The sequence below is a fragment of the Pantoea sp. SS70 genome (assembly GCF_029866845.1).
Classification (GTDB): domain Bacteria; phylum Pseudomonadota; class Gammaproteobacteria; order Enterobacterales; family Enterobacteriaceae; genus Pantoea; species Pantoea leporis.
Genome location: NZ_CP117199.1, coordinates 2,095,156 through 2,117,900 on the forward strand (window position 1 = coordinate 2,095,156; position 22,745 = coordinate 2,117,900).

Annotated in this window: 23 protein-coding genes; 13 read left to right on the forward strand and 10 right to left on the reverse strand. The window is 54.0% G+C overall.

What is annotated here, in order from left to right:
• Positions 1–53: 53 nt before the first annotated feature.
• The 4 genes from PO881_RS09770 to osmV are packed head-to-tail and all read left to right on the forward strand — an operon-like array spanning position 54 to position 3,506.
• Positions 54–770 (forward strand): ABC transporter permease, encoded by a 717-nt coding sequence (locus PO881_RS09770; RefSeq protein WP_101764354.1) that lies wholly within the window; start codon positions 54–56, stop codon positions 768–770.
• 16 nt (positions 771–786) lie between these two features.
• Positions 787–1,713 (forward strand): glycine betaine ABC transporter substrate-binding protein, encoded by a 927-nt coding sequence (locus PO881_RS09775; RefSeq protein ID WP_008108905.1) that lies wholly within the window; start codon positions 787–789, stop codon positions 1,711–1,713.
• A gap of 9 nt (positions 1,714–1,722) precedes the next feature.
• Positions 1,723–2,370 (forward strand): osmoprotectant ABC transporter permease OsmW, encoded by a 648-nt coding sequence (gene osmW / locus PO881_RS09780; protein ID WP_210080689.1) that lies wholly within the window; start codon positions 1,723–1,725, stop codon positions 2,368–2,370.
• Positions 2,370–3,506 carry an osmoprotectant ABC transporter ATP-binding protein OsmV gene (gene osmV / locus PO881_RS09785; protein WP_101764353.1) on the forward strand — a complete coding sequence of 379 codons (1,137 nt, stop codon included), beginning with the start codon at positions 2,370–2,372 and terminating at the stop codon, positions 3,504–3,506. The genes osmW and osmV overlap by 1 nt, the downstream gene beginning before the upstream one ends.
• 140 nt (positions 3,507–3,646) lie before the next feature.
• Here osmV and PO881_RS09790 read toward each other — a convergent pair whose 3' ends face one another.
• The 4 genes from PO881_RS09790 to PO881_RS09805 form a co-directional block, all read right to left on the reverse strand.
• Complete coding sequence (locus tag PO881_RS09790) at positions 3,647–5,020, reverse strand: nucleobase:cation symporter-2 family protein (RefSeq protein ID WP_280172857.1); 1,374 nt, start codon at positions 5,018–5,020, stop codon at positions 3,647–3,649.
• 178 nt (positions 5,021–5,198) lie between these two features.
• Positions 5,199–5,903: a dethiobiotin synthase gene (bioD, locus tag PO881_RS09795; RefSeq protein WP_280172858.1), complete on the reverse strand. Its 705-nt coding sequence runs from the start codon at positions 5,901–5,903 to the stop codon at positions 5,199–5,201.
• A gap of 102 nt (positions 5,904–6,005) precedes the next feature.
• On the reverse strand, positions 6,006–7,223 hold the full coding sequence (locus PO881_RS09800) for an ROK family protein (protein WP_277974892.1): 1,218 nt from the start codon (positions 7,221–7,223) through the stop codon (positions 6,006–6,008).
• A gap of 134 nt (positions 7,224–7,357) precedes the next feature.
• Positions 7,358–8,254, reverse strand: a complete 897-nt coding sequence (locus tag PO881_RS09805) for a LysR family transcriptional regulator (RefSeq protein WP_280172859.1) — start codon at positions 8,252–8,254, stop codon at positions 7,358–7,360.
• Positions 8,255–8,348: 94 nt separating this feature from the next.
• Here PO881_RS09805 and PO881_RS09810 point away from each other — a divergent pair, with 94 nt between their 5' ends.
• From PO881_RS09810 to PO881_RS09820, 3 genes are all read left to right on the forward strand, one after another.
• On the forward strand, positions 8,349–9,605 hold the full coding sequence (locus PO881_RS09810) for an MFS transporter (protein WP_277974893.1): 1,257 nt from the start codon (positions 8,349–8,351) through the stop codon (positions 9,603–9,605).
• A gap of 168 nt (positions 9,606–9,773) precedes the next feature.
• Positions 9,774–10,031, forward strand: a complete 258-nt coding sequence (locus PO881_RS09815) for a hypothetical protein (protein WP_110866194.1) — start codon at positions 9,774–9,776, stop codon at positions 10,029–10,031.
• A 364-nt stretch (positions 10,032–10,395) separates the two neighbouring features.
• Entirely contained in the window at positions 10,396–11,580 is a 1,185-nt protein-coding gene (locus tag PO881_RS09820) for a sugar transporter (RefSeq protein ID WP_101764346.1), read from the forward strand.
• Positions 11,581–11,662: 82 nt separating this feature from the next.
• Here PO881_RS09820 and PO881_RS09825 read toward each other — a convergent pair whose 3' ends face one another.
• The gene (locus PO881_RS09825) at positions 11,663–11,920 is read right to left on the reverse strand and encodes a YdgH/BhsA/McbA-like domain containing protein (RefSeq protein ID WP_101764345.1); all 258 of its coding nucleotides are present in this window, start codon (positions 11,918–11,920) and stop codon (positions 11,663–11,665) included.
• A 295-nt stretch (positions 11,921–12,215) separates the two neighbouring features.
• On the opposite strand from PO881_RS09825, the gene PO881_RS09830 reads away from it, so the two are divergent.
• Positions 12,216–12,869, forward strand: a complete 654-nt coding sequence (locus PO881_RS09830) for a TetR/AcrR family transcriptional regulator (protein ID WP_192411802.1) — start codon at positions 12,216–12,218, stop codon at positions 12,867–12,869.
• 67 nt (positions 12,870–12,936) lie between these two features.
• Here PO881_RS09830 and rhaM read toward each other — a convergent pair whose 3' ends face one another.
• From rhaM to rhaB, 4 genes are read right to left on the reverse strand one after another with little or no spacing between them, the layout of a single operon-like run.
• Positions 12,937–13,251, reverse strand: coding sequence for an L-rhamnose mutarotase (gene rhaM / locus PO881_RS09835; protein ID WP_008108878.1), 315 nt, complete (start codon positions 13,249–13,251; stop codon positions 12,937–12,939).
• Complete coding sequence (rhaD, locus tag PO881_RS09840) at positions 13,241–14,083, reverse strand: rhamnulose-1-phosphate aldolase (protein ID WP_280172860.1); 843 nt, start codon at positions 14,081–14,083, stop codon at positions 13,241–13,243. Before rhaD ends, rhaM begins: the two co-directional genes overlap by 11 nt.
• Positions 14,084–14,093: 10 nt before the next feature.
• Entirely contained in the window at positions 14,094–15,350 is a 1,257-nt protein-coding gene (locus PO881_RS09845) for an L-rhamnose isomerase (protein WP_217546568.1), read from the reverse strand.
• Entirely contained in the window at positions 15,343–16,815 is a 1,473-nt protein-coding gene (gene rhaB, locus PO881_RS09850; RefSeq protein WP_192411798.1) for a rhamnulokinase, read from the reverse strand. Before rhaB ends, PO881_RS09845 begins: the two co-directional genes overlap by 8 nt.
• 290 nt (positions 16,816–17,105) lie before the next feature.
• Here rhaB and rhaS point away from each other — a divergent pair, with 290 nt between their 5' ends.
• Complete coding sequence (rhaS, locus tag PO881_RS09855) at positions 17,106–17,927, forward strand: HTH-type transcriptional activator RhaS (RefSeq protein ID WP_192411797.1); 822 nt, start codon at positions 17,106–17,108, stop codon at positions 17,925–17,927.
• Positions 17,928–17,942: 15 nt separating this feature from the next.
• Positions 17,943–18,809: an HTH-type transcriptional activator RhaR gene (gene rhaR / locus PO881_RS09860; RefSeq protein WP_192411796.1), complete on the forward strand. Its 867-nt coding sequence runs from the start codon at positions 17,943–17,945 to the stop codon at positions 18,807–18,809.
• 27 nt (positions 18,810–18,836) lie between these two features.
• Here rhaR and rhaT read toward each other — a convergent pair whose 3' ends face one another.
• Positions 18,837–19,871, reverse strand: coding sequence for an L-rhamnose/proton symporter RhaT (gene rhaT / locus PO881_RS09865; RefSeq protein ID WP_101764338.1), 1,035 nt, complete (start codon positions 19,869–19,871; stop codon positions 18,837–18,839).
• Positions 19,872–20,237: 366 nt separating this feature from the next.
• On the opposite strand from rhaT, the gene PO881_RS09870 reads away from it, so the two are divergent.
• The 3 genes from PO881_RS09870 to aldA all read left to right on the forward strand — a co-directional run bounded on the left by PO881_RS09870 (position 20,238) and on the right by aldA (position 22,312).
• On the forward strand, positions 20,238–20,561 hold the full coding sequence (locus PO881_RS09870; RefSeq protein ID WP_101764337.1) for a hypothetical protein: 324 nt from the start codon (positions 20,238–20,240) through the stop codon (positions 20,559–20,561).
• 14 nt (positions 20,562–20,575) lie between these two features.
• Positions 20,576–20,674: a YoaK family small membrane protein gene (locus PO881_RS09875; protein WP_137385834.1), complete on the forward strand. Its 99-nt coding sequence runs from the start codon at positions 20,576–20,578 to the stop codon at positions 20,672–20,674.
• Positions 20,675–20,875: 201 nt separating this feature from the next.
• Positions 20,876–22,312 carry an aldehyde dehydrogenase gene (gene aldA, locus PO881_RS09880; RefSeq protein WP_280171719.1) on the forward strand — a complete coding sequence of 479 codons (1,437 nt, stop codon included), beginning with the start codon at positions 20,876–20,878 and terminating at the stop codon, positions 22,310–22,312.
• Positions 22,313–22,745: the final 433 nt, after the last annotated feature.

The following is a 22,745-nucleotide window of genomic DNA, read 5'->3' on the forward strand; positions in this document are numbered from 1 at the left end:
CTGGGAATGACATTACCTATCGAACGATTTCTTGAATCAGGGAGACACTGGCTATGCAAAATGCATCGCTCGCCCGCCGCGCTGGGCTGGCTCTGCTCGCGATTGTTGCGGTGATTGCCCTGCTGGTTTGGGGGCTGGGGCTCAATACGCTGCGCGACCGGCGGGAAGATTTGGTTTATCTCGGGCAGCAGCATCTGTTTTTAGTGTTTTGGTCAATGTTCTTTGCGTTACTGGTGGGCATTCCCAGCGGCATCCTGCTTAGCCGTCCATTTGCTCGTCGCTGGGCAGAGTACGTGATGCAAATCTTCAACGTGGGTAACACGCTGCCTCCGCTGGCGGTATTGGCGCTCGCGATGGTGATTGTCGGTATCGGCGATCGTCCCGCGCTGATTGCCCTGTTCCTCGCCTCGCTGCTGCCGATTGTGCGTAATACTTTTGCCGGTTTAAGCGCGGTACCGCCGTCGCTGATTGAAGCCGCCAACGGTATAGGTATGACGAAGTTTCAGCGTTTGCGTCAGGTGGAAATTCCCAATGCGCTGCCGGTGATTCTGGCAGGCGTGCGCATCGCCACGGCGATTAACGTCGGTACCGCGCCATTGGCGTTTCTGATCGGTGCCAGCAGTTTTGGTGAGCTGATTTTCCCCGGCATCTACCTCAACGACTTCCCTACGCTGATCCTCGGCGCTGTGGCCACCGCGCTGGTTGCGCTGGTGCTCGACATGCTGCTCGCGGCATTGGGACGTTATCTCAGCCCGCACTCTGCGGCTTAACACAAGGAGATTTGTGATGGCCACTGCCAACAAACTGGCGCGCTGGGTTAAACGTACTGCGCTGGCACTCACCGCGACGCTGGCAATCAGCCAAAGCGCCGCGGCTGCAACACCGATTACCATGGCAACCAAGAGCTTTACGGAGCAGCACATCCTCTCCGCGATGACGGTGATCTGGTTGCAGAAGAAAGGTTTTCAGGTGATCCCCAAGACCAATATCGCCACCACTATTGGTCGTAACGCAATGATCAATAAACAGATTGATATGACATGGGAATACACCGGAACTTCGCTGATCATCTTTAACCACATCAATAAGCCGATGTCGACCGAAGACGCGTATAAAACGGTAAAACAGCTGGATGCGAAATTGGGCCTGGTGTGGCTTAATCCTGCACCGATGAACAATACCTATGCGTTTGCCATGCAACGCGATCGCGCAGAGAAAGAAGGCATCAACACCATGTCGCAACTGGTGGCGAAGCTGGAAGAGGTACGCAAGAACGATCCGGATCATAACTGGAAACTGGGTTTGGACCTGGAATTCTCAGGCCGCTCCGATGGTCTTAAGCCACTGCAGAAAGCCTACAACATGCCGCTCGATCGTCCGCAGATTCGCCAGATGGATCCCGGCTTGGTTTACAACGCGATTCGCGATGGCTTTGTTGATGCCGGTTTGATCTACACCACCGATGGCCGTGTGAAAGGGTTCGAACTCAAAGTGTTAGAAGATGATAAGCACTTCTTCCCAAGTTACAACGTCACGCCTGTCGTGCGCCAGGATGTGCTCGAGAGCCATCCGGGTTTGGATACGGCGCTTAATCAGCTCTCCGCGTTAATTAATGACGAAGCGATCACCGAGATGAATAAGCGTGTCGATATTGATCATCAGTCGCCGCAACAGGTGGCGCGTGATTTCCTTCAATCCAAGAACATGCTGTAAGGAGGCGCTGTGGATACCTTGCATTACATCATGAATAACTGGCACACCTTGATAACGCTCACCTGGCAACACACATGGCTGGTGCTGGTTGCGGTCGGTTTCGCCATTATCGTTGGCGTACCGCTGGGCATTTTGATTGTGCGCTTTAAGTGGCTGGCCACGCCGGTGCTCGGCATCGCCACCATTGTGTTAACCATTCCCACCATCGCGTTGTTTGGTTTGATGATTCCGCTGTTTTCTATGATCGGTCAGGGCATTGGCGCCCTTCCCGCCATTACCGCCGTGTTTCTCTACTCGCTGTTACCGATTGTGCGTAACACCCACACCGCGCTGGAGAATTTGTCTCCCGGACTGCGTGAAGCCGGTCGCGGGATTGGCATGACCTTCTGGCAGCGTCTGCGCTGGGTAGAAATTCCGATGGCGCTGCCAGTGATTTTTGGCGGTATTCGTACAGCGGTGGTGATGAATGTCGGCGTGATGGCGATTGCCGCCGTGATTGGTGCGGGCGGTTTGGGCCTGCAACTGCTCGACGGGATCAGCGGCAGCGATGTGCGCATGCTGATTGCCGGTGCCTTGATGATTTGTTTGCTCGCGATTGTGCTTGATTGGCTGCTGCACCGTTTGCAGTCGGCGCTGACTCCTAAGGGGATTCGATAATGATAAAACTTGAAAACCTGACGAAAACCTTTACGCAAAAGAACGGCACATCACTTAATGCCGTGGATAACGTCAGCCTTGAAGTGCCTGCCGGGGAAATGTGCGTGCTGCTCGGCCCATCGGGTTGTGGCAAAACCACCACCCTGAAGATGATTAACCGTTTGATTCCCTCCTCAAGCGGCAGGATTTTGATCAACGGTGAAGACACCAGCGGACAAGATACCGTCACCCTGCGCCGCAATATTGGCTATGTCATCCAGCAGATTGGTCTGTTCCCGAATATGACCATCGAGGAGAACATTACCGTGGTGCCGCGCATGTTGGGTTGGGATAAGAAGCGCTGCCGTGAACGCGCCACGGAATTGATGAGCATGGTGGCGCTCGATCCGACCAAGTTCCTGCATCGCTATCCGCGCGAAATGTCTGGCGGTCAACAGCAGCGTATTGGCGTGATTCGCGCGCTGGCTGCGGATCCACCGGTTTTGCTAATGGATGAACCTTTCGGTGCGGTCGACCCAATCAACCGTGAAGTGATTCAGAACGAATTCCTTGAGATGCAGCGCCAGTTAAAGAAGACCGTGATGCTGGTTAGCCACGATATTGATGAAGCGCTGAAGCTCGGCGACCGCATTGCGGTGTTTGGTCAGGGGAAAATTGTGCAGTGCGCCAGCCCGGATGAGCTGTTAGCCAAACCGGCGAACGACTTTGTTGGCTCCTTTGTCGGTCAGGACCGTACGCTGAAACGTTTGTTGCTGGTGCAGGCCGGCGATGTCACCGATCAGCAGCCCACCATCACCGTGCAGCGTAATACGCCACTGCAGGAGGCCTTCGCCACCATGGACGATAACGATATGCGTTCGGTGACGGTAGTTGATGAAGATGGCAAGCCACTGGGATTTGTGAAGCGGCGTGAAGCGCGCGGCGCTACTGGCCGCTGCGAAGAGATGCTGCATACCTTTAAAGTGACCGGCAAAGCGGAAGAAAACCTACGCGTGGTGCTGTCGAAGCTGTATGAGCACAACACGGTGTGGATGCCGATCGTCGATGAGGAAGGTCGTTATAGCGGCGAGATATCGCAGGATTACATTGCCGATTATCTCAGTTCTGGACGTACGCGCCGTCGGTTGAATCCATAAACCGCACAATGCTTGAAACGCAGGAAGAGGCGGCAGAGGAGTAAAGTGTCCCGCGCCATGGATGGCGCGGGCCAAGCCCCAGGGATGGTTTATGGCGTCTTTACGATCTGCCGCCTCTTCTTGCGTATGCACCCTGCACGTTAGTGCGACTCTTCAGCCGTTTTTGCCGCCACTGCTTCGCTGCGCTCTGAAGGCAGCACGACATTCAAAATAATCGCCAGTATCCCGCCGGTAGTCACCGCGTGACCAAACAGGTTGCTAATTAGCGTCGGGAACTGTTTCAGCACCTCAGGCACCGCTTCGACACCCAAACCGATACCAAACGACACGGCAACAATCAGCATCTCGCGACGGCCAAGCGGCGTTTGCGTCATCACGCGGATGCCGGCCGCCACCACGCTACCAAACATCACGATGGTCGCGCCGCCCAGTACCGGCGGTGGAATCTGCTGCAGCATGTAGCCAATCGCCGGGAACATACCGAGCAGCACCAGCATCACGCCGATCACCATGCCAACATAACGGCTGGCAACGCCGGTCATTTGGATGACGCCATTATTTTGCGCAAAAGTGGTGTTGGGAAAGGCAGAGAACACGGCGGCGAGCAAGCAGCTGATGCCATCGGCGAAAATACCGCCCTGCATGCGGCGCTCAAACGCTCCGCCTTCAATCGGCTGCTGCGACAACATGCAGTTCGCCGTGAGGTCGCCCACCGCTTCAATCACGGCTATCACCGATACCAGCGCGATGGGAATAAAGATGGTCCAGTCAAAGGCAAAACCAAAACGGAACAGCGCCGGCATTACCAGCCACGGCGTATCATCCATTGGCTTAAGGGTGAGATGGCCGGTTAACGCTGCGGCGATACAGCCCGCAGCAATGCCGGCCACCACCGCAACCAGCCGCGTCCAGCGATTTTGCGAACGGTTAAGTACGATAATCACCAGCAGCGTCAAGGCACCGAGCGCCAGATTGCCGGGCGCGCCAAAATCGCTGGCGTTATGGCCGCCAGCCCAATCGGTGATGCTGACTTTAATCAGGCTGATACCAATTAAGGTAATAACGGTGCCGGTAACCACCGGCGTCAACACTTTGCGTAATGGCGCGATGCAGCGGCTGATCAACATCGGAATCATCGCCGCCACCAGGTTGCAACCAAAGATCATCGCCATGATCTCTTCTGGCGAACCGCCGCGCGCTTTGACCATCAATCCGCCCGACAGAATCACCCCGAGAAAGGCAAAGCTGGTGCCCTGCAGGCAGATCATGCCTGCGCCAATGCCCATAAAGCGGCGCGCCTGCAGGAAAGTACCGAGACCGGAAACGAGCAGTGACATACTGATCAGATAAGGGATCCATGCCTGTAATCCCAACACGGAACCAATAATCAGCGGCGGCGTAATGATGCCCACTACGCTGGCCAGCACATGTTGCAGTGCGGCACAAAATGCAGGCAATGGACCGATGCGGTCATTCAGCCCATACAACAAACCTTTCTCATCTGATTGCGACATACAGGTGCTCCGGCAAGATATTCATCAGAGCTGCTGATGCATGAATCACGCCAGAACAAGGGGTTTATTAAAATTTGTAAGTAAGATATTGAATATTATGGCAATTAATTCAGTAAAGAGGAGGGCTGAACCTGAAATCTTAGATTCAGCCATTGATCATTTGCGGCCTTTTGTTTCATCAGGCCGCAGGCTTTGCACTGTTGTCGTGCGTAAAATTGTCATCGAGCAGTGAAATATCCAGATAACCACTCAGTTCCCGCTGTTCTGCGCGCGGCAGATAAGGCAACTCGCCTAATAAAGGTGCACCTAACTTGTTGCTCAAAACATCAATAATTTCAGCGTAATGCGCCAGACCGGGATTAATACGGTTGGCTACCCAACCCACGAGTCGCAATCCATCCTGCGCAATCGCCTCGGCGGTCAGTAAAGCGTGGCTGATGCAACCTTCTTTAATGCCGACTACCAACACAACGGGTAAATGTTCCTGCCGCACCCAGTGGGACAAAGGCTGTAAGTCGTTCATTAAACTGCGCCAGCCGCCGGTGCCTTCTACCACCACGCGCGCGGCGCGCTGCTGCAAATCGTTTAGACTGCGGCTGAGCAACGGATAATCTATACGCTGCGACGCGCTGGTGCTGATTTCATCCTCTTGTAAGGCGATAGGATTGACGGCGGAATAATCGAGAGCGAGACCTGAAGCCTGCTGTAATAACAGGGCATCTTTATTACGTAAGCCTTCAGATGTGAGTTGCGCGCTTTTGGCGACAGGTTTGAAGCCTGCGGCGCACAGATTCGCCTTGGCAAAGCACTGCAATAATGCGCGTGATACCACGGTTTTACCCACCGCGGTGTCGGTACCGGTGACAAAAAGCGTTTTCACCATTCTCCTCCTTCATTAAAGCGATGTGTAACGTGCGAAGGAGGCAGTTTAAGGAAATGTTTTCGCGGGCAGATTGCGTTAGGACAAACTTAAGGTGAGCTGTAATTATCCCTGCAACAGTTTTACCAATAAATGGCCGCTATAGAGCGCGTCTTTTATCAGTGCGGCGCCGCCAAAGGTGCCGGGATCGCTGAAAGCCGTTGGTGTGAGCTGGATTTTACTGCTGTATGCGGGCAAGGCTTGTTGTCGAATGGTACTGCTCACCGCAGGGAACAGCACATCGGCGGCCTGATTCAGCGGCGAACCGATAAGGATTTGTTGAGGATTAAAGATGTTTACCATCATCGCCAGCATGCGGCCAATATGATGTCCGACGCCCGCAATCACATCACGCGCCAGGCGATCGCCCTGCTGCGCGGCTGCGCATAAGCTCTCAATCGTCAACGGCGTCTGATGCAATACACTGTCCGGCTGCGACGGCAAACGCTGGGCGGTGAGAGTAAGCAGGCTTCCGATGCTGGCGACGGTTTCCAGACAGCCATTATTGCCGCAATAACACTGCTGGCCGTAAGGATCGATTTGCGTATGACCAATCTCCACCAGCGTACGACCATTTTTGTGCAGCAGTTGTCCGCCGCTGATCACGCCTGCGCCGACGGTTTCATCAATCACAATCTGAATCACATGTTGCGCGCCACTGGATGCGCCAAACAGCGCTTCGGCTAACGTCCAGGCGGAAATATCATGCTGCACGAACACCGGCAAACCGGTGCGCTGCGCCAGCGTTTCTCCCAGCGGCATATCCTGCACGTCATAACCCGGCATGCGATGGACCACGCCAGAAGCGGCGTTAATCAATCCCGGCAAAGTGATGGCGATGGCGGTCAAACGCTCCAGCTTGCTTTGATGGCGAATAAAGAAGTCATTCACTGTCTCGTGCAAGGTTTGTAGCAGTGGTTTGTCGGCGCTGGCGTGCAGCGGCAGGCGATCTTCCTGCAGCGCGCGGCTGCTGAGATCGCGCAACGTCAGCGTAATGAATCCGGGCTGAATGCGAACGGCGAGATAGTGCCAGGCGAGCGTATCGAGGATCAAACCAATCGCGGGACGACCGCGACTGCCTGGCTCCTGAAATTCAGTTTCCTGAACCAGATGGGCATCGAGCATTTCACGCACGATTTTGGTAATGCTGGCGGGGGCTAACTGGGCACGTTTAGAAAGCTCAATACGCGAAATCGGGCCGTAAAGGTCAATCAGTCGGTAAACCACACCAGCGTTGGTCTGTTTTATCTGATCAATATGACCAGGTTGACTGTACAGATTCACGCCCTGCTCCCATTATTTTCGCGCTTCTAAATAAACAGCAGCTATGGTGATGCAGATTGCCCTGCAGCGTCAAATATTTGATTAGAAATGTGATTTATCGCACATAAAGTTTGGGCCCTCATTCAACTGCGGACTCAATTCTCTGCATTTTGCAGCATCAGCGACATCATATTGCTCATTTGCGCCGTTGGTTCTCGCGTCGCTGACCAGACCAGCCAAACTTCAGAAATCGCGTCGCTCTCCTGCAACGGGATCCACACCACATCGGCCAGACGTGCACGGCTGAATGACGCCGGCAGAATCGACACGCCGAGTCCGGTCGCCACCAGACCAAGGATGGTCATCGCCTCGCCCACCTCCTGCGTAATAAAAGGTTTGATTTGATAGCGATGCAGCAGCGCCAGGATTTCACCGTACAACGCAGTGCCGCCTTGCGGATCGAAAAATACAAACGGCTCGTTGGCTAATGCCTGAATGGAAATCGACTCTGCATCGGCCAGCGGATGCGCCCAATGCACTACCGCGCATAGCGGCTCACGCAGTAACACGCGGTGCTGCAGATCGCTGGGCAGCGGCGTATTGCGCATCACACCGAGGTCGAGCCGATCGTCATGAAGTGGCGCAAGCTGCTGCCGCGTATTGTTCTCCTGCATCTGAATGTGCACTTCTGGCCAACGCTGACGGAATTGGTACAGCGCGTCAGAAACCAGACCGGTAAACGGCGCTGAGGAGGTAAAGCCGATGCGCAACTCGCCCTCCTGCCCGCTATGCACGCGTGCGGCGCGGCGGGTGGCCTGCTCCACCTGTAACAAAATGGCACGCGCATCCTGCAAAAACAGCGCGCCGGCGGGCGTGATCTGTACGCTGCGATTGGTGCGGGTAAACAGCTGGGCGCCAATTTCCTGCTCCAGTTGCTGGATCTGCTGACTCAGCGGCGGTTGCGAAATATTCAGGCGCTGCGCGGCGCGGCCAAAATGCAGTTCCTCCGCGACGGCAACGAAATAGCGTAAATGACGCAACTCAACATTCATACTTTAAACGTCTCATTTGAGATTATTAATATATTGTACAACCTATTCGCCCTTTCCTACAGTAACGGCATGATTGTTCAAACGAGGATGTTCCGTGAGTCGCTCTTCTCAGGCGGTGATACTCGATGAAGACGAGTTGTCCGTAAAGCCTGCTCCAGCTGCAGCCCCTTCAGAATGGATTGAACGCGGATCGCCGCAGTTTATGCGCGTGACGCTGGCGCTGTTCTCTGCCGGTCTTGCCACTTTCGCCCTGCTGTATTGCGTGCAGCCCATTTTGCCGGTGTTATCGCAACAGTTTGGTGTTTCTCCAGCGCAAAGCAGTATTTCTCTCTCGCTATCGACCGGCTTAATGGCATTGGGATTGCTGTTTACCGGGCCGCTGTCGGATGCGATTGGGCGTAAATCGGTGATGGTTACCGCGCTGTTGCTCGCGGCTATCTGTACCTTGATTTCCGCCACCATGAGCAGTTGGCAGGGGATTTTGCTGATGCGCGCGCTGATTGGCTTATCGCTGAGCGGGGTTGCGGCGGTTGGCATGACCTATCTGAGTGAAGAGATTCATCCACGCGTTATCGCCTTTTCCATGGGGCTGTACATCAGCGGTAACTCGATTGGCGGCATGAGCGGACGCCTGTTGACGGGCGTATTGACTGATTTCTTCTCGTGGCGCGTTGCGGTGGGCGTGATTGGCTGTTTCGCGTTGGCGGGCGCGCTGATGTTTTGGAAAATTCTGCCTGCGTCGCGTCATTTCCGTCCAGCTTCGCTGCGTCCGCGTAGTTTGCTGATCAACTTCCGTTTGCACTGGCGCGATAAAGGATTACCGCTGCTGTTCGCTGAGGGCTTCCTGCTGATGGGCGCGTTCGTCACGCTGTTCAACTACATCGGCTATCGCCTGCTGAGTGCGCCCTGGTCGCTGAGCCAGGCGGTGGTGGGATTGCTGTCGGTGGTCTATCTGACCGGCTCCTGGAGTTCACCGAAAGCCGGCGCGATGACCAGCCGCTTTGGACGCGGTCCGGTGATGATTGGCGCAACTGCGATTATGCTGACGGGATTGCTGCTGACGGCGTTTAACTCACTATGGCTGATTTTACCCGGCATGATGTTGTTCACCGCCGGATTCTTTGCGGCGCACTCCGTTGCCAGCGGCTGGATTGGCCCGCGTGCGCGTCGGGCTAAAGGCCAGGCATCGTCACTCTATCTGTTTAGCTATTACGTTGGATCCAGCGTGGCGGGTACATTGGGCGGCGTGTTCTGGCACAGCTATGGCTGGATGGGCGTTACGGCATTCATTAGCTTGCTATTATTAATGGCTTTGCTGGTCGGCTGGCGATTGCAGTGCCGGAAACTGTAATACCTTTCATCTGTTAAACGGGGCTAATGCGCCCCGTTCTCTCATCAAGTCCACGCCATCCGGTGATCTCACAGTCCCAGATAAAACAAAACGGCCATTCGTCGCTATAATTCATTCCATTCCAACAATAGTTAGACTTTTATTATTTCACAGCAATGAGGACGATAGATGGGACTCTATTATTACGTCGATAAGCAAGCCGGCTATAACGACAACCATGTAGTACATGCAACGGGATGCCCGTACTTACCCGCCGATGAGGCACGCCGTTTCCTTGGGACTTTCTACACGCCAAATGCCGCCATTCAGCAAGCGCGTAAATTTTATGCCAGCGCGCTGGGCTGCGAGCACTGCTGTCCGGTGGGGTTAAAAAAAAACATGACGACTCAAAATAGTGTGGCACTAAAACACATGGTGCGACTCTGATAATCATGATGTGAGAGTGGTCAGCAGACTTAACTCTTTTGTTAAGCAGCACTGCGGCGTTTCATAATAACTATAAATTTAAGTGTAATAATAACTGGACCTTAAGGCGCTCAAAGTGGCGTCAGGTCCAGTCGCCTCTATCTCCCCGTTTTTGATCTAGTTCGCGCTCGTATTGATGACAGAAAGCGTAAAAACGTAAGGCTATTAATTACGCCACTCTTGATAAAAAATATTCAGTAATAAAAGCCCGACAAACGGTTTCCCTCCGCTCATTAATGCTCCACAATAGCGGCAATTTGTGACTCCGGTCACTTTCTGGGGTGCTTTTTGCCCTCTCATTTGCCGTCTGACTGATTTGAACTCCATGCAATCTACTACTGTTTCACGTAAAACGGCCTGGCTACGCGTTGTACTGCTGGCTATTGCTGCTTTTGTCTTTAACACCACAGAATTCGTGCCTGTCGGTCTGCTGTCGGATATCGCCGCCAGCTATGACATGAAGACTGCCGATGTTGGCATTATGCTGACTATCTACGCGTGGGTTGTCGCGCTATTGTCTCTGCCGCTGATGTTGTTAACGCGCAATATTGAGCGCCGCCTGCTATTGGCCGTGTTGTTCATCGTGTTTGTTGCCAGCCATGTGCTGTCATCTTTGGCATGGGATTTCACCTCACTGGTTATCTCGCGCATCGGTATTGCCTTAGCGCACGCCGTGTTCTGGTCAATCACCGCTTCGCTGGCCATTCGCGTGGCGCCTGCAGGTAAGAAAACTCAGGCGTTGAGTATGCTGGCAACCGGTACCGCGCTGGCGATGGTGCTGGGCGTGCCGATTGGGCGTATCGTCGGTCAATATCTTGGCTGGCGCACTACTTTCGGCATGATCGGCTTGTCTGCTTTGGTGTTGCTGATTTTGCTGATGCGCATACTGCCGCGTCTGCCGAGCGAGCACACGGGTTCACTGAGCAGCGTTCCGATGCTATTCCGCCGTCCGGCGCTGGTGGCAATGTACGTACTGGTTACCGTGGTGGTGACGGCGCATTATACCGCTTACAGCTACATCGAACCGTTTATGCAGGTGGTGGCTAATGCCGATGATAATTTCACCACGCTGCTGTTACTGCTGTTTGGATCAGCGGGTATTCTCGGCAGCGTGCTGTTTAGTACGCTGGGCAATAGATTCCCTTCTGCGATGCTGATCGCTGCAATTGCGATGATCACACTAAGCATGGGCTTGCTGGTGTTTGCCGCAGTACGTCCCGCTGCAATCACCGTGCTGTGCATCGTTTGGGGCATGGCAATGATGATGATTGGTCTGGCGATGCAGGTGCGCGTTTTGGCGCTGGCACCGGATGCCACCGACGTCGCGATGTCCCTGTTCTCAGGTATCTACAACATCGGTATCGGCGCGGGTGCGCTACTGGGTAATCAGGTCAGTTTGCATATGCAAATGTCTGATGTCGGTAACGTCGGCGGCATTATTGGCCTTGCCGCACTGTTCTGGTGTATCGCTATCTTCCGCCGCTATCCTCAGCTGCGTTCAAACGGATAAGAAAAAAGGCTTCAGAAGGTTATCTTCTGAAGCCTTTTATTCACTTCCTGCGGAATGCTAAATTGCCCTCCGCTCAATTCTCTTAGTTATAAATTACTGCTGTGCCATTTAGCTTGTTGTTGCCAGAGGTCGAAGTGATGCGGAATGACTTTGCTCCGGCAGCACTGGCCTTTTCCGCTAGCTGATTCTCCAGCGATGTCAGGTTAGTGCTACCTGATGCGCTAACCACACCAATTTGTTGTTGATTCAGCGGCGCTTCGTTTACTAAGTCTGCAGCCATGCTACCAAACGCGATTGAAGACAATGCTACAGCGGCCAAAGTCAGTTTGATGCTTTTCATAATTTTGCTCTCTTAAACAGATGAATTGGGGTCGGTCGCGATTAAGTTAACAACCGTTAATTAAATGCTACTGCCGAATGGGTCCGCGCGTCAATTATTTTATTAACGGTCATTATTTTAATCGGAAGTGGCGTGATTATGGGCTTCCCAGCCCTTTTTGACTTATCCATTTGGGTGCTTTCGCCAGCCAAAAGCACAAACGGGCAATGACGAATAGACTCATTCCGGGCTGCGCTTGCATATTTATTTAATGATCGGTAATTTAATGGGGTGTTTTTACGCTTTGAGGTGCCCAATGACAGAAGTTATCGATGTGGTGAACAGGAAAACGCGCGGCCGTCCGAAAGTGTTTGATCGCAACGATGCCCTGGACAAGGCATTGATGTTGTTCTGGGCGCATGGCTATGAAGGCACTTCGTTGTCCGATTTGGTTAACGCTACCGGCGCTAAAGCCCCAACCCTTTATGCTGAGTTTGAAAATAAAGAAGGGTTATTCCGTGCGGCGATGCAGCGATACATTGAAACGTTCAGCGCGCAACGCAACGCCGTGCTAAATGATGATGCTTTAGACGTGAAAACGGCCATTGAAGCCTATTTTCGCGCAACCGCCGCATGCTTCACCGCATGTGATAAGCCTGCTGGCTGTTTCTTCATTTGTACCTCGAGCGCGCTCTCTTCCGGCTCAGAAGAAGTGGCGCAAATGCTGGCTCAGCAGCATCACGCGCAGGAATCAGCGTTAAAAGCATTTCTTGATACCCGGCAGCAGCGCGGCGAGTTACCGCAATGTGCCAATAGTGCAAGGTTAGCCCGCTACCTGGCGTGTTTACTGCAGGGCATGTCGGTGCGTGCGCGTGAAGGCGCTAATCGTGAGGACCTTGACCAGATCGTGGATACGCAGATGGCAATCTGGCCCGCTCTGGCGGGATATTGTGAATTGAGCACCAAATAAAATTCAGGCCGACTTCCGTGTCGGCCTAAAATTATTGCCTCCGTACAAATACTGAGGTGAGCGAGCGTTAAGGCAGGAAAAACATCGGTTTCAACGCTGCACTCACCGGACTGTTATCCGGATTCGATGGCATTAAATCCTTCATCGATGCCCACCAGCGCTGACACACTTCCGTTTTTGCCACTGCTTCCCAGCGCGCTTCAGACTCAATTTCCACGCTGGCAAACAGCAGATTGCGTTCAGCATCCAGCCAGATAGCGTAATTGTGCGCGCCATGCGCTTTTAGCGTCTCAGCCAGCTCCGGCCAAATTGGCGTATGACGGCGCAGATACTCATCGTGGCAGTGTGCATGCACCTGCATCACAAAGGCTTTACGCAACATCGCTGCGCTCCGCCTGCAGCGCGGCTTGCCACGGCTTAACGTTGAAGCGTTCACCCAGCGCGATCAGCTGCTCAGTGGTGATGCTTTGACGAATGCCGCCCATTGACAGCGCTTTTACCATCACTTCGGAGGATTTCTCCGCCGTATCGATCAGGCCGAAAGTCTCGTCAAGGTTTGGACCCGCGCCAAAGATGCCATGGAACGGCCACATCACAATGCTGTGATTTGCCATTGCGTCTGCCGTTGCCTGACCAATTCCATCGGTGCCGGGCACCATCCACGGCAGAATACCTACGCCATCCGGGAACACCACCAGACATTCGGTGCTGCCTTCCCATAACAGGCGTGTGAAGCGTGCGGAATCCAGATCGACCACATAGCTCAGCGCCATAAAGTTGGTGGCGTGGCAATGCATGATGACGCGATCAATGCCGTTTGAGACCTGCTTGCGCACGCTGTGCGACTGGAAGTGAGCTGCCAACTCTGATGTTGGCAGGCCACCGTTACTCAAACCCCAATGGATTTTGTATGACAAGCCTTTGTCATCCACCTGCAGCAGCGCCAGACAGTCGGCCGGGTCGAGCTGAACGTTACGGAAAAACTTCCCCGACCCGGTGACCAGGAACCAATCATTGGCCAGCGCTGGAGCAGGTTTGGTCAGCTCAATACAGCGCGGCTCGGCATAGAAATCACCGGCGAAATCATTAACTTCTTCCGGCAGTAAACGTAAGCTGACGTTGCCGCCATTACGCTCATCCCAGCCTTTCAACCACATGTCGCTGGTCGCTTTAACCATTCCCTGAACAAAAGCGGAAAAGAGGATATTTTGCATGGTGTGTACCTTAACGTTGACGCAGTGTTTGTTGTTCATAATGACGGACTTCGCTCAGCCAGCTGGCATCAGCAGGGACATCGTGGCGCAGACACCAGGCTTCCCACACCGCTTGCCACGGCAACGATTTTTGTTCTTCCAGCATCGCCAGGCGGCCGGTGTAATCCCCTTCGTTCTCCAGCTTGCGTAACTGGTCGGTAGGTTCCAGCAGAGCACGCAGCAGCGCTTTTTTGGCATTGCGTGTCCCAATTACCCACGCCGCGATGCGGTTGATCGACGCATCGAAGAAGTCGAGACCGATGTGCACCTTGTCGAACAATTTGTGGCGCGCGATCTCGGTAGCGATGGCCTGGGTTTCATCGTCGAGAATCACCACGTGATCGCTGTCCCAGCGCACCGGACGGCTTACGTGCAGCAGCAGGCGCGGCACATAGAGCATGGCCGTGGAAATTTTGTCGGAAATCACTTCGGTTGGATGGAAGTGGCCGGCGTCCAGAGTCAGCGCGGTCTGGCGGCTGCTGGCATAACCCAGGCAGAATTCATTGGAACCCACGGTGTAGCTCTCTGCGCCGATGCCAAACAGTTTGCTCTCTACCGCATCAATGTGGTGCGCAGGATTGAGTTTTTCACTGATCACTTCATCAAGCGCACTCGCCAGGCGTTGACGCGGTCCTAAACGATCGACGGTGAGATCTTTCATTCCGTCCGGCACCCAGATATTCATAACGGATGCGGTACCCAGTTGCTCACCAAAGTGTGCAGAGATACGACGGCTGGCCTTGCAGTGATCGATCCAGAACTGACGAATCCCTTTGTCGGCGTGTGACAAGGTAAAGCCATCGGCGCTCAGCGGATGGGAGAAACAGCTTGGATTAAAATCGAGGCCCAGCTTGTGCGTTTTGGCCCATTCCACCCAGTTGCTGAAGTGTTTCGGTTCAATCGCATCACGGTCGACCGGCTTATCGCTCTCCAGATAAATCGCATGCAGGTTGAGGCGTTTAGCACCCGGAATGAGTGACATCGCTTTTTCAACATCAGAGCGCAGCTCATCAGCATTACGGGCGCGTCCCGGATAGTTGCCGGTAGCCTGAATACCGCCGGTCAGTTCACCGTTCGGATTTTCGAAGCCGCGCACGTCATCACCTTGCCAGCAGTGCATCGAGACCGGAATGCCATCCAGCTGCGCCATTACCTGTTCCACATCCACACCGATGGCGGCGTAACGTTGTTTGGCCAGTTCGAAGGCCTGTTCAATCAGCTTAGTCATATGCAAGTTCCTTAGCAGGTTGGCTGAGCGCGGCAAAGCGTGCCTGATGGGCAGCGAAGGCGCTGTTGTTCAACGGTTCAAATTTTTCTAACGGGAAGTTTTGGCTAATGCAGCGGCGTAAATCGCTGACGTCACGCAGTTCGCCCAAAGCAATGAGCTGGCAGCCGACGTTGCCGAGCGTCGAGGCTTCAATCGGCCCCGCCAATACCGGCAGCTGACAGGCATCGGCACACAATTGATTTAACAGCGGGTTCTGACTGCCGCCGCCCACCACATGCAGTTGACGCAGCGGTGCCGCGCGCAGTGTGCCGAGTTCGCCAATAACCTGGCGATAGAGTAAGGCCAGACTGTCGAAGATGGTGCGAGCCAGCGCAGCCGGCGTCTGCGGTACGGGCATGTTCTGTTCGGCGCAGGCGTTTTGAATCTCCTGAACCATGCTGTCTGGATTGATAAAACGGCTGTGATTGGGGTTAACCAGCGTACGACAGGCGGGCTCTTTTGCGGCTTCTTTGATCAGCGAACAGAGATCGGTAATTTGCAGCTCAGTGCAGACACGTTGCAGCAGCCACAAACCCATAATGTTTTTCAGAACGCGATAGCCTTCTGCTCCACCTTCATTGGTTACGTTGGCATTGAGCGCCGCCGTGCTGACACAAGGCTGCAAGCTCTCAATCCCCATCAGTGACCAGGTTCCCGAGCTGAGATAAGCGGCATCATCCTGCATTAACGGGGTGGCCAAAACCGCGCTCGCCGTATCGTGAGTCGCAACCGCGATCACCGGAACGTGGTTGCCGCTGGCGCTGGTCCAGTTACCGACAGTGTTACCTGGCGATGTGGGTTTGCCGAACCACTTAGCCGGCACGCCAGCCCACGCAAGCAAATCGCTGTCCCATTCGCCGCTGTGAATATTGAGCAGTTGTGTGGTGGTGGCGTTGGTGTATTCCCAGTTCATCTGGCCGGTAAGGCGATAGTGCAGATAGTCAGGAATCATCAGCGCATACTGCACTTTTTCCTGCCAATCTGGTTGCTGCTGATGCAGTGCGTGCAGTTGATAAAGGGTGTTGAACGGTAAGAATTGAATGCCTGTGCGCTGATAGATTGCACCTTTGCCGAGATCGTTAATGGCCTGAGCCATGTGCCCTTCTGTGCGCTTATCGCGATAACTTACCGCCTCGCCGACGCGTTCACCGTTGGCATCCAGCAGCACCAAATCGACGCCCCAGGTATCTATGCCAATGCTGTCCGGCACAATGCCGTCATCATCAAGCTGGGCCAGCCCTAAACGAATCTCCTGCTCCAGTCGATCCAAATCCCAACAATCATAATCTGCACGGCGCACACGCTGATTGGTGAAGCGACGCACTTCGCGCAGGCTGATCTGCTGATTCGCTGAACTCCATTGTGCGAGCATCACGCGCCCGCTGGATGCGCCTAAATCAATGGCAACAATGTTACGCATACTCATGGCGTGTTCTTCCTGTAATGAGATGCCTACAGATTAGAAATCTCCGCTTTTTGCCACCTTCCCCTTACTGCCAGTGCGTAATAGTCACTGGCAGGCTGACAAAGAAGTTCGTGAGAAAGCTCACAGAACCACACAAGTGGCGAGATGTGAGCCTTGCCGCATTTCTGTCAATCGCCGGTGAGATCTTGAAAAATTAGCCATTTTCCTGCGTCACTAAGATGAAAATTCAAGGTAAGGTGCGGGGCGCCTGCGTAGACTCGGCAACGGTTGAGTTAATTAAGAGGCGAATCATGACCGTTCTACATAGCGCAGATTTCTTCCCTGAAGGGAATTACGCCATCGCCATCGAGCCGCGCGTGCCGCAGCAGGCATTTCCGGAGCACCATCATGATTTCCATGAAATTGTGTTGGTGGAACACGGTTCTGGCATTCATGTGTTTAACGGTCAGCCACAAGCTTTATCCGCAGGATGCGTGTGCTTTGTGCGCGATCACGATCGTCATCTTTATGAGCAAACGGAAAATTTGTGTCTGACCAACGTGTTGTATCGCAGTCCGGCGTCATTCCGTTTTCTCTCGGGTTTGCAGGCGCTCCTGCCGCGCGAAGAAGAGGATCACTACGCGTCGCACTGGCGCATCAATCACAAGGTGATGGCGCAGGCGCTGCAAATCGTTACGCAGATGAAGCAGCAAGATGTGTGGTCGCTGGAACGTCACGCACATCAGGAGCAACTTTTTCTGCAACTGCTGGTGTTGTTGCGCGAAGCGGCTCACAACGATCAATCACAGGATCAGGAAGCACGCTTACATCGGTTGCTCGACTGGCTCAATGAGCACTACAGTGAAGAGATTGTGTGGGATGCATTAGCCGATCGTTTTTCATTGTCGCTGCGCACTCTGCACCGCCAGATGAAGCAGCAAACCGGTAATACACCGCAGCGTTACCTTAATCGGCTTCGCCTGTTACAGGCGCGGCATTTACTGCGTCATAGCGATATGCGCATAACAGACATCGCCTACCAGTGTGGATTTGGTGACAGCAACCACTTCTCCACGCTGTTCCGGCGGGAATTTGGCTGTGCGCCCAGAGCGGAGCGCCAGCAGATGCTATAACTGGAGCGTTTCCTCATGTCGCTGATCTTAACGCGCGAAGACTATTTTCCGGCCACCAATCTGCCGATTGCGGTGGCCGAGCGCATGCCGCAGCCCTCCTTCCCTCCGCACCGTCATGAATTCAGTGAAATCGTTATCGTCTGGCGCGGTAACGGCCTGCATGTGTTGAACGATCGTCCATGGTTGATAACCTGCGGCGACGTTTTTTACATTCACGATAACGACTGCCACAGTTATGACAGCGTCAACGATCTGGCGCTGGATAACATTCTTTACTGCCGCGATCGCTTTCGCCTTGGCCTTGACTGGAACCAGTTGCTGCCGCCGCAAGAAGAGGATTCGCCAGGCTGCTGGCGTTTAACCACGCGCGGGATGGCGTTAGCGCGCGGCGTGATTAGCCAGTTGGAGCGCGAAAGCCGCAAAAGTGATTCGCTATCAATTCAACTCTCTGAAGCGCTGTTTTTGCAACTCGCGCTGATTTTACGCCGTCACGGCTATGCTGCCGATCGACCCTGGGCATTACCTGAGGGTGAACAATTGGATCTGCTGATGTCGGCGCTGCAAGGTGCCATCAGCCGTCCATTCGATTTGGCGGTGTTCTGCCAGCAGAATCAGTTAAGCGAGCGTGCGTTGAAGCAGCTTTTTCGCCAGCAAACCGGTATGACCGTGGGACACTATCTGCGGCAGCTACAGCTGTGTCAGGCGAAGTATCTGCTGCGGACGCAGGATTGCTTAATCAGTGAAGTGGCCGCGCGTTGCGGCTTCGATGACAGTAACTACTTTTCAGTGGTGTTTACGCGAGAAACTGGTTTAACGCCGAGCGCGTGGCGGCAGCGTTTCCTGCCGCATCGCGAACTCTCAGCTGAGAAAGTGAAAGCCTGACGCGCAGTAGCGGCGTCAGGCTTTACATCAGGCTGCCATGCCTAATCCAACAATGTTGGCAGCAATGATAATCACCACACAACCCAGTGACAGTACGCGAACCGGACGTTGACCCGCCGATTTCCACTCTTTCAGTACCAGACCAACCAAACCACCACACAGCACGTAGAGGCTCATATGCAGCATCCAGCTGATGAAGTCATACTGTGCTGGGATTTTGGCGTGTCCCCAGGCGTAGAAGAAGAACTGCAAATACCACATGGTGCCGCCCAGCACAGCAAACGCGATATTGGCCAGCAGCATTGGTTTGGCGACGGAGAAATCACGGCGTACAGAAATATCGGTTTTTACCGCCAGACGGATAAAGCAGTAAGCCAGATTGATTAACGCACCACCGCCCATAATCACCACATAGCTTGGCAACGCAACATAGAGTGGATTGATACCCAGATTGGCTGCAGCTTCATGCATCGGCTTGGCGGCATCCATCGCAAACGACATGCCGGCCGAGAAGATGCCGCACATCACGGCCAGAATCAGCCCTTTTTTCAGGTTGAACTCTTCGGCATTGATGCCCAGCGCCCGCTCTTTTAATAGACCGGCACGCGATACAATCCCCACGCCGATCAGCGCAACTAACACGCCGAGCAGCGTCATGCGTCCGCCGGGTGAGCTGAACAGCTCGACAAAGCGGCCTTGTAGTAGCGGCGTCATCAGGGTTCCCACCACTAACGTGATACCGATGGCAATACCAATGCCCATCGACATCCCGAGGTAGCGCATGGTCAAACCATAGTTGATGTTACCGATGCCCCACATGGCACCAAACAGAAATACCGGCATCAGTTGAGAGAAACTAAAGCTGCCGTAATACGCCCAGAAGTTCGGCAGTAATACCGCACTGACTGCCCAGGGAAGAATCAGCCACGACATAACGCCGCCTACCGACCACATCGTTTCCCAGGACCACTTTTTCACCTGCTTAAATGGAGCATAAAAACAGGCGGCACTGGCGGCACCCACCAGATGCCAGAAAATACCTGCAATGATGGCACTGTTCATTGTTATTCCTTCGTAAGGTTGAGGCCAACAGGAAACCGGCGGTTTCCCGATTACCGGCAGTCTACGGTGGGCAGCTTTTCGTCAGCCTTTGGATGGCTGCCGGAAAGCGGAGGTTGCTGGCAAAATTCGGTGGGTCGTCAACATAAGGATCACAAAATCGCATTCGCAGGCAGGTCACGGGGTGATTTTTATAAGTGGCTTATTCTTCAACATATTTTTCTATTATGCTGTGCCGATCAGCACAGTTTTTGATTCACTGCCACTGCAACAGTTAACATGGCAGTCACACAAAGCCGCGTACCAGACTTTCCCCGCAGGCGTTTAATCCGTATAACGTTGGGAAAATCATCAGGACGAAGGATTGAGATGAATACCAAAAGATTGCGGCTGTTGCTGTCACAATCGGTGAGCCGCGTGATGCTGGATGACATCCGGGCCATCGTGCCGGCGCAGGCGCTGAACGTCTTTATTAATGGATTAGATGAAGCACATTACGCCACGCTGGATTGCGTGCAGAGCGAGGAGAATTGCGCCCTGCTGGCTTCGGTGATTGTGGTGTGGCGACAGCTGGGTCACGTTCATGCGATTCATTATCAGAAAGGTGAGCATCTGCGTCAGGTTGACGACGCCACGCAATTCCAGCTGTTCAGTATGATGAAAACCCATCGCGCGATCGTGCAGATCGCTTAACTCTCGGGATGACTATGAAAATTGGACTGCTTTTCCCTATTGCCATCATCATTGCTGGCGTCAGTTTTTTGGCGTGGTTTATTGTCAGCGGCGCGGCGATGCCAGGTTCCTGACATTTTTTAACATACCTTAAATCACTACTAAGCCGCTGAAAGCGCGGCATTTCGCCAGGAATGCTGCGTCTGTCGTGTTGTTCTTCCCTTCTTTGCCATCCCTCAAGTTGCATTGGCAATAGCAAAAAGGTGCTATGCCCTGATCTGTTTCACTCTGCAATTCACAAATCTTTAACGAAACCGATCGCGGAGAACCTGCACATGACAACACACCATCAACATTATATTAATGGCGCGTTTGTTGCCGATCAGAACGACAAGTGGATAGAAGTGATTAACCCGGCAACTGAGGCATTACTTTCGCGCGTGCCGGAAGGCAGTAAACACGACGCCGCGCAGGCCATCGACGCTGCTGAAGTGGCGCAGCCGGATTGGGAAGCGCTCCCCGCCGTTGAACGCGGCAACTGGCTGCGCAAAATTGCCGCTGCTATTCGTCAGCGTGAACCAGAACTGACCGCCACTATCGTCGCCGAAGGCGGAAAAACCCAGGGTCTGGCGCAAACTGAAGTACTGTTTACCGCTGATTATCTTGAGTACATGGCCGAATGGGCACGCCGTTATGATGGCGAGATCGTTAATAGCGATCGTCCCAACGAAAACATCTTTGTGTTCAGGAAAGCGATTGGCGTCACCACCGGCATTCTGCCGTGGAACTTCCCCTTCTTCCTGATTGCACGTAAAGCCGCGCCCGCGCTGGTAACCGGCAATACCATTGTTATCAAGCCAAGTGAGCTGACGCCTAACAATGCGGCGATTTTTGCGCACATCATCCATGAAATTGGTCTGCCAAAAGGCGTGATCAACTTTGTTTACGGCTATGGGCCGGAGATTGGTCAGGAGCTGGCAGGCAACCCGAAAGTCGGCCTGGTCAGTCTGACCGGCAGCGTCAACGCCGGTATCGCCACCATGGAAGCTGCAGCGAAAAATGTCACCAAAGTATCACTGGAGCTGGGCGGAAAAGCGCCGGCCATCGTCATGGATGATGCCGATCTCGATCTGGCGGTTAAAGCGATTGTTAGCTCTCGCGTGATCAACACCGGACAGGTGTGTAACTGTGCTGAGCGCGTTTACGTGCAGGAAGGCATCTACGATCGCTTTATCAGTGCGCTGACTGCCGCCATGCAGCAGGTGAAATTGGGTAATCCGGCCGAGCAAAACGATATCGATATGGGCCCGCTAATTACTGCGGCCGCGCTGGAACGCGTTGAGCAGAAAGTGGCGAACGCGGTCGCGGATGGCGGCAAAGTAGTGCTGGGCGGGAAGCGTGCAGGCAGCAAAGGCTTCTATTTTGAGCCAACCATTATCACGGGCGTGCGTCAGGATATGGAGATCATGCAGCAGGAGATTTTTGGTCCGGTGCTGCCAGTAATGACCTTTAAAACCCTTGATGAAGCCATAGCGCTGGCGAATGACTGTGAATATGGTCTGACCTCATCGATTTACACTCAGAACCTCAACTCCGCGATGGTTGCCCTGCGTAAGTTAAAGTTTGGTGAAACCTATATCAACCGCGAGAACTTCGAAGCGATGCAAGGCTTCCATGCGGGCTGGCGTAAATCGGGCATTGGCGGCGCTGATGGCCGTCACGGTTTGGAAGAGTTCTTGCAGACGCACGTGGCGTATTTGCAGTTCTCGTAGATAGTGATCTCCAGAAGCCATGAACAGCGAAATGCTTGTTAGTAAGAAAGCATTTTTCTTCAGGATTGCTATTCGTGCGGGCACTGACACATCTGCTGCGTCACGGGCCGTCCTCGCGCCGCTAACGCGGTACCTTCGGCTTCCACGTTGTGCCAACGGACCGTTCGCGGATCGGCCATCCATGGCCGGCCCCGAACTGCCTCACGCATCCCTGCGTGAGGCTCCTGGCCCAACGTAAAAGCCTCAGCGCTGCGAATAGCCCTTTTGCCGCAGCAGACGCGCCAGCGCCTCTGGCAAATGAGCCCTTTTCAATAATACGCACTGAAGTTGATGAGCAGGCCGGGGCCGCTTTTGGGCCGGCAATCCGCAGCGCTGAACGAAGCGAGGAAGCCAGGAGAGCCCGCAGGACGCGGGCGAAAGGCGGAGCCGGGAC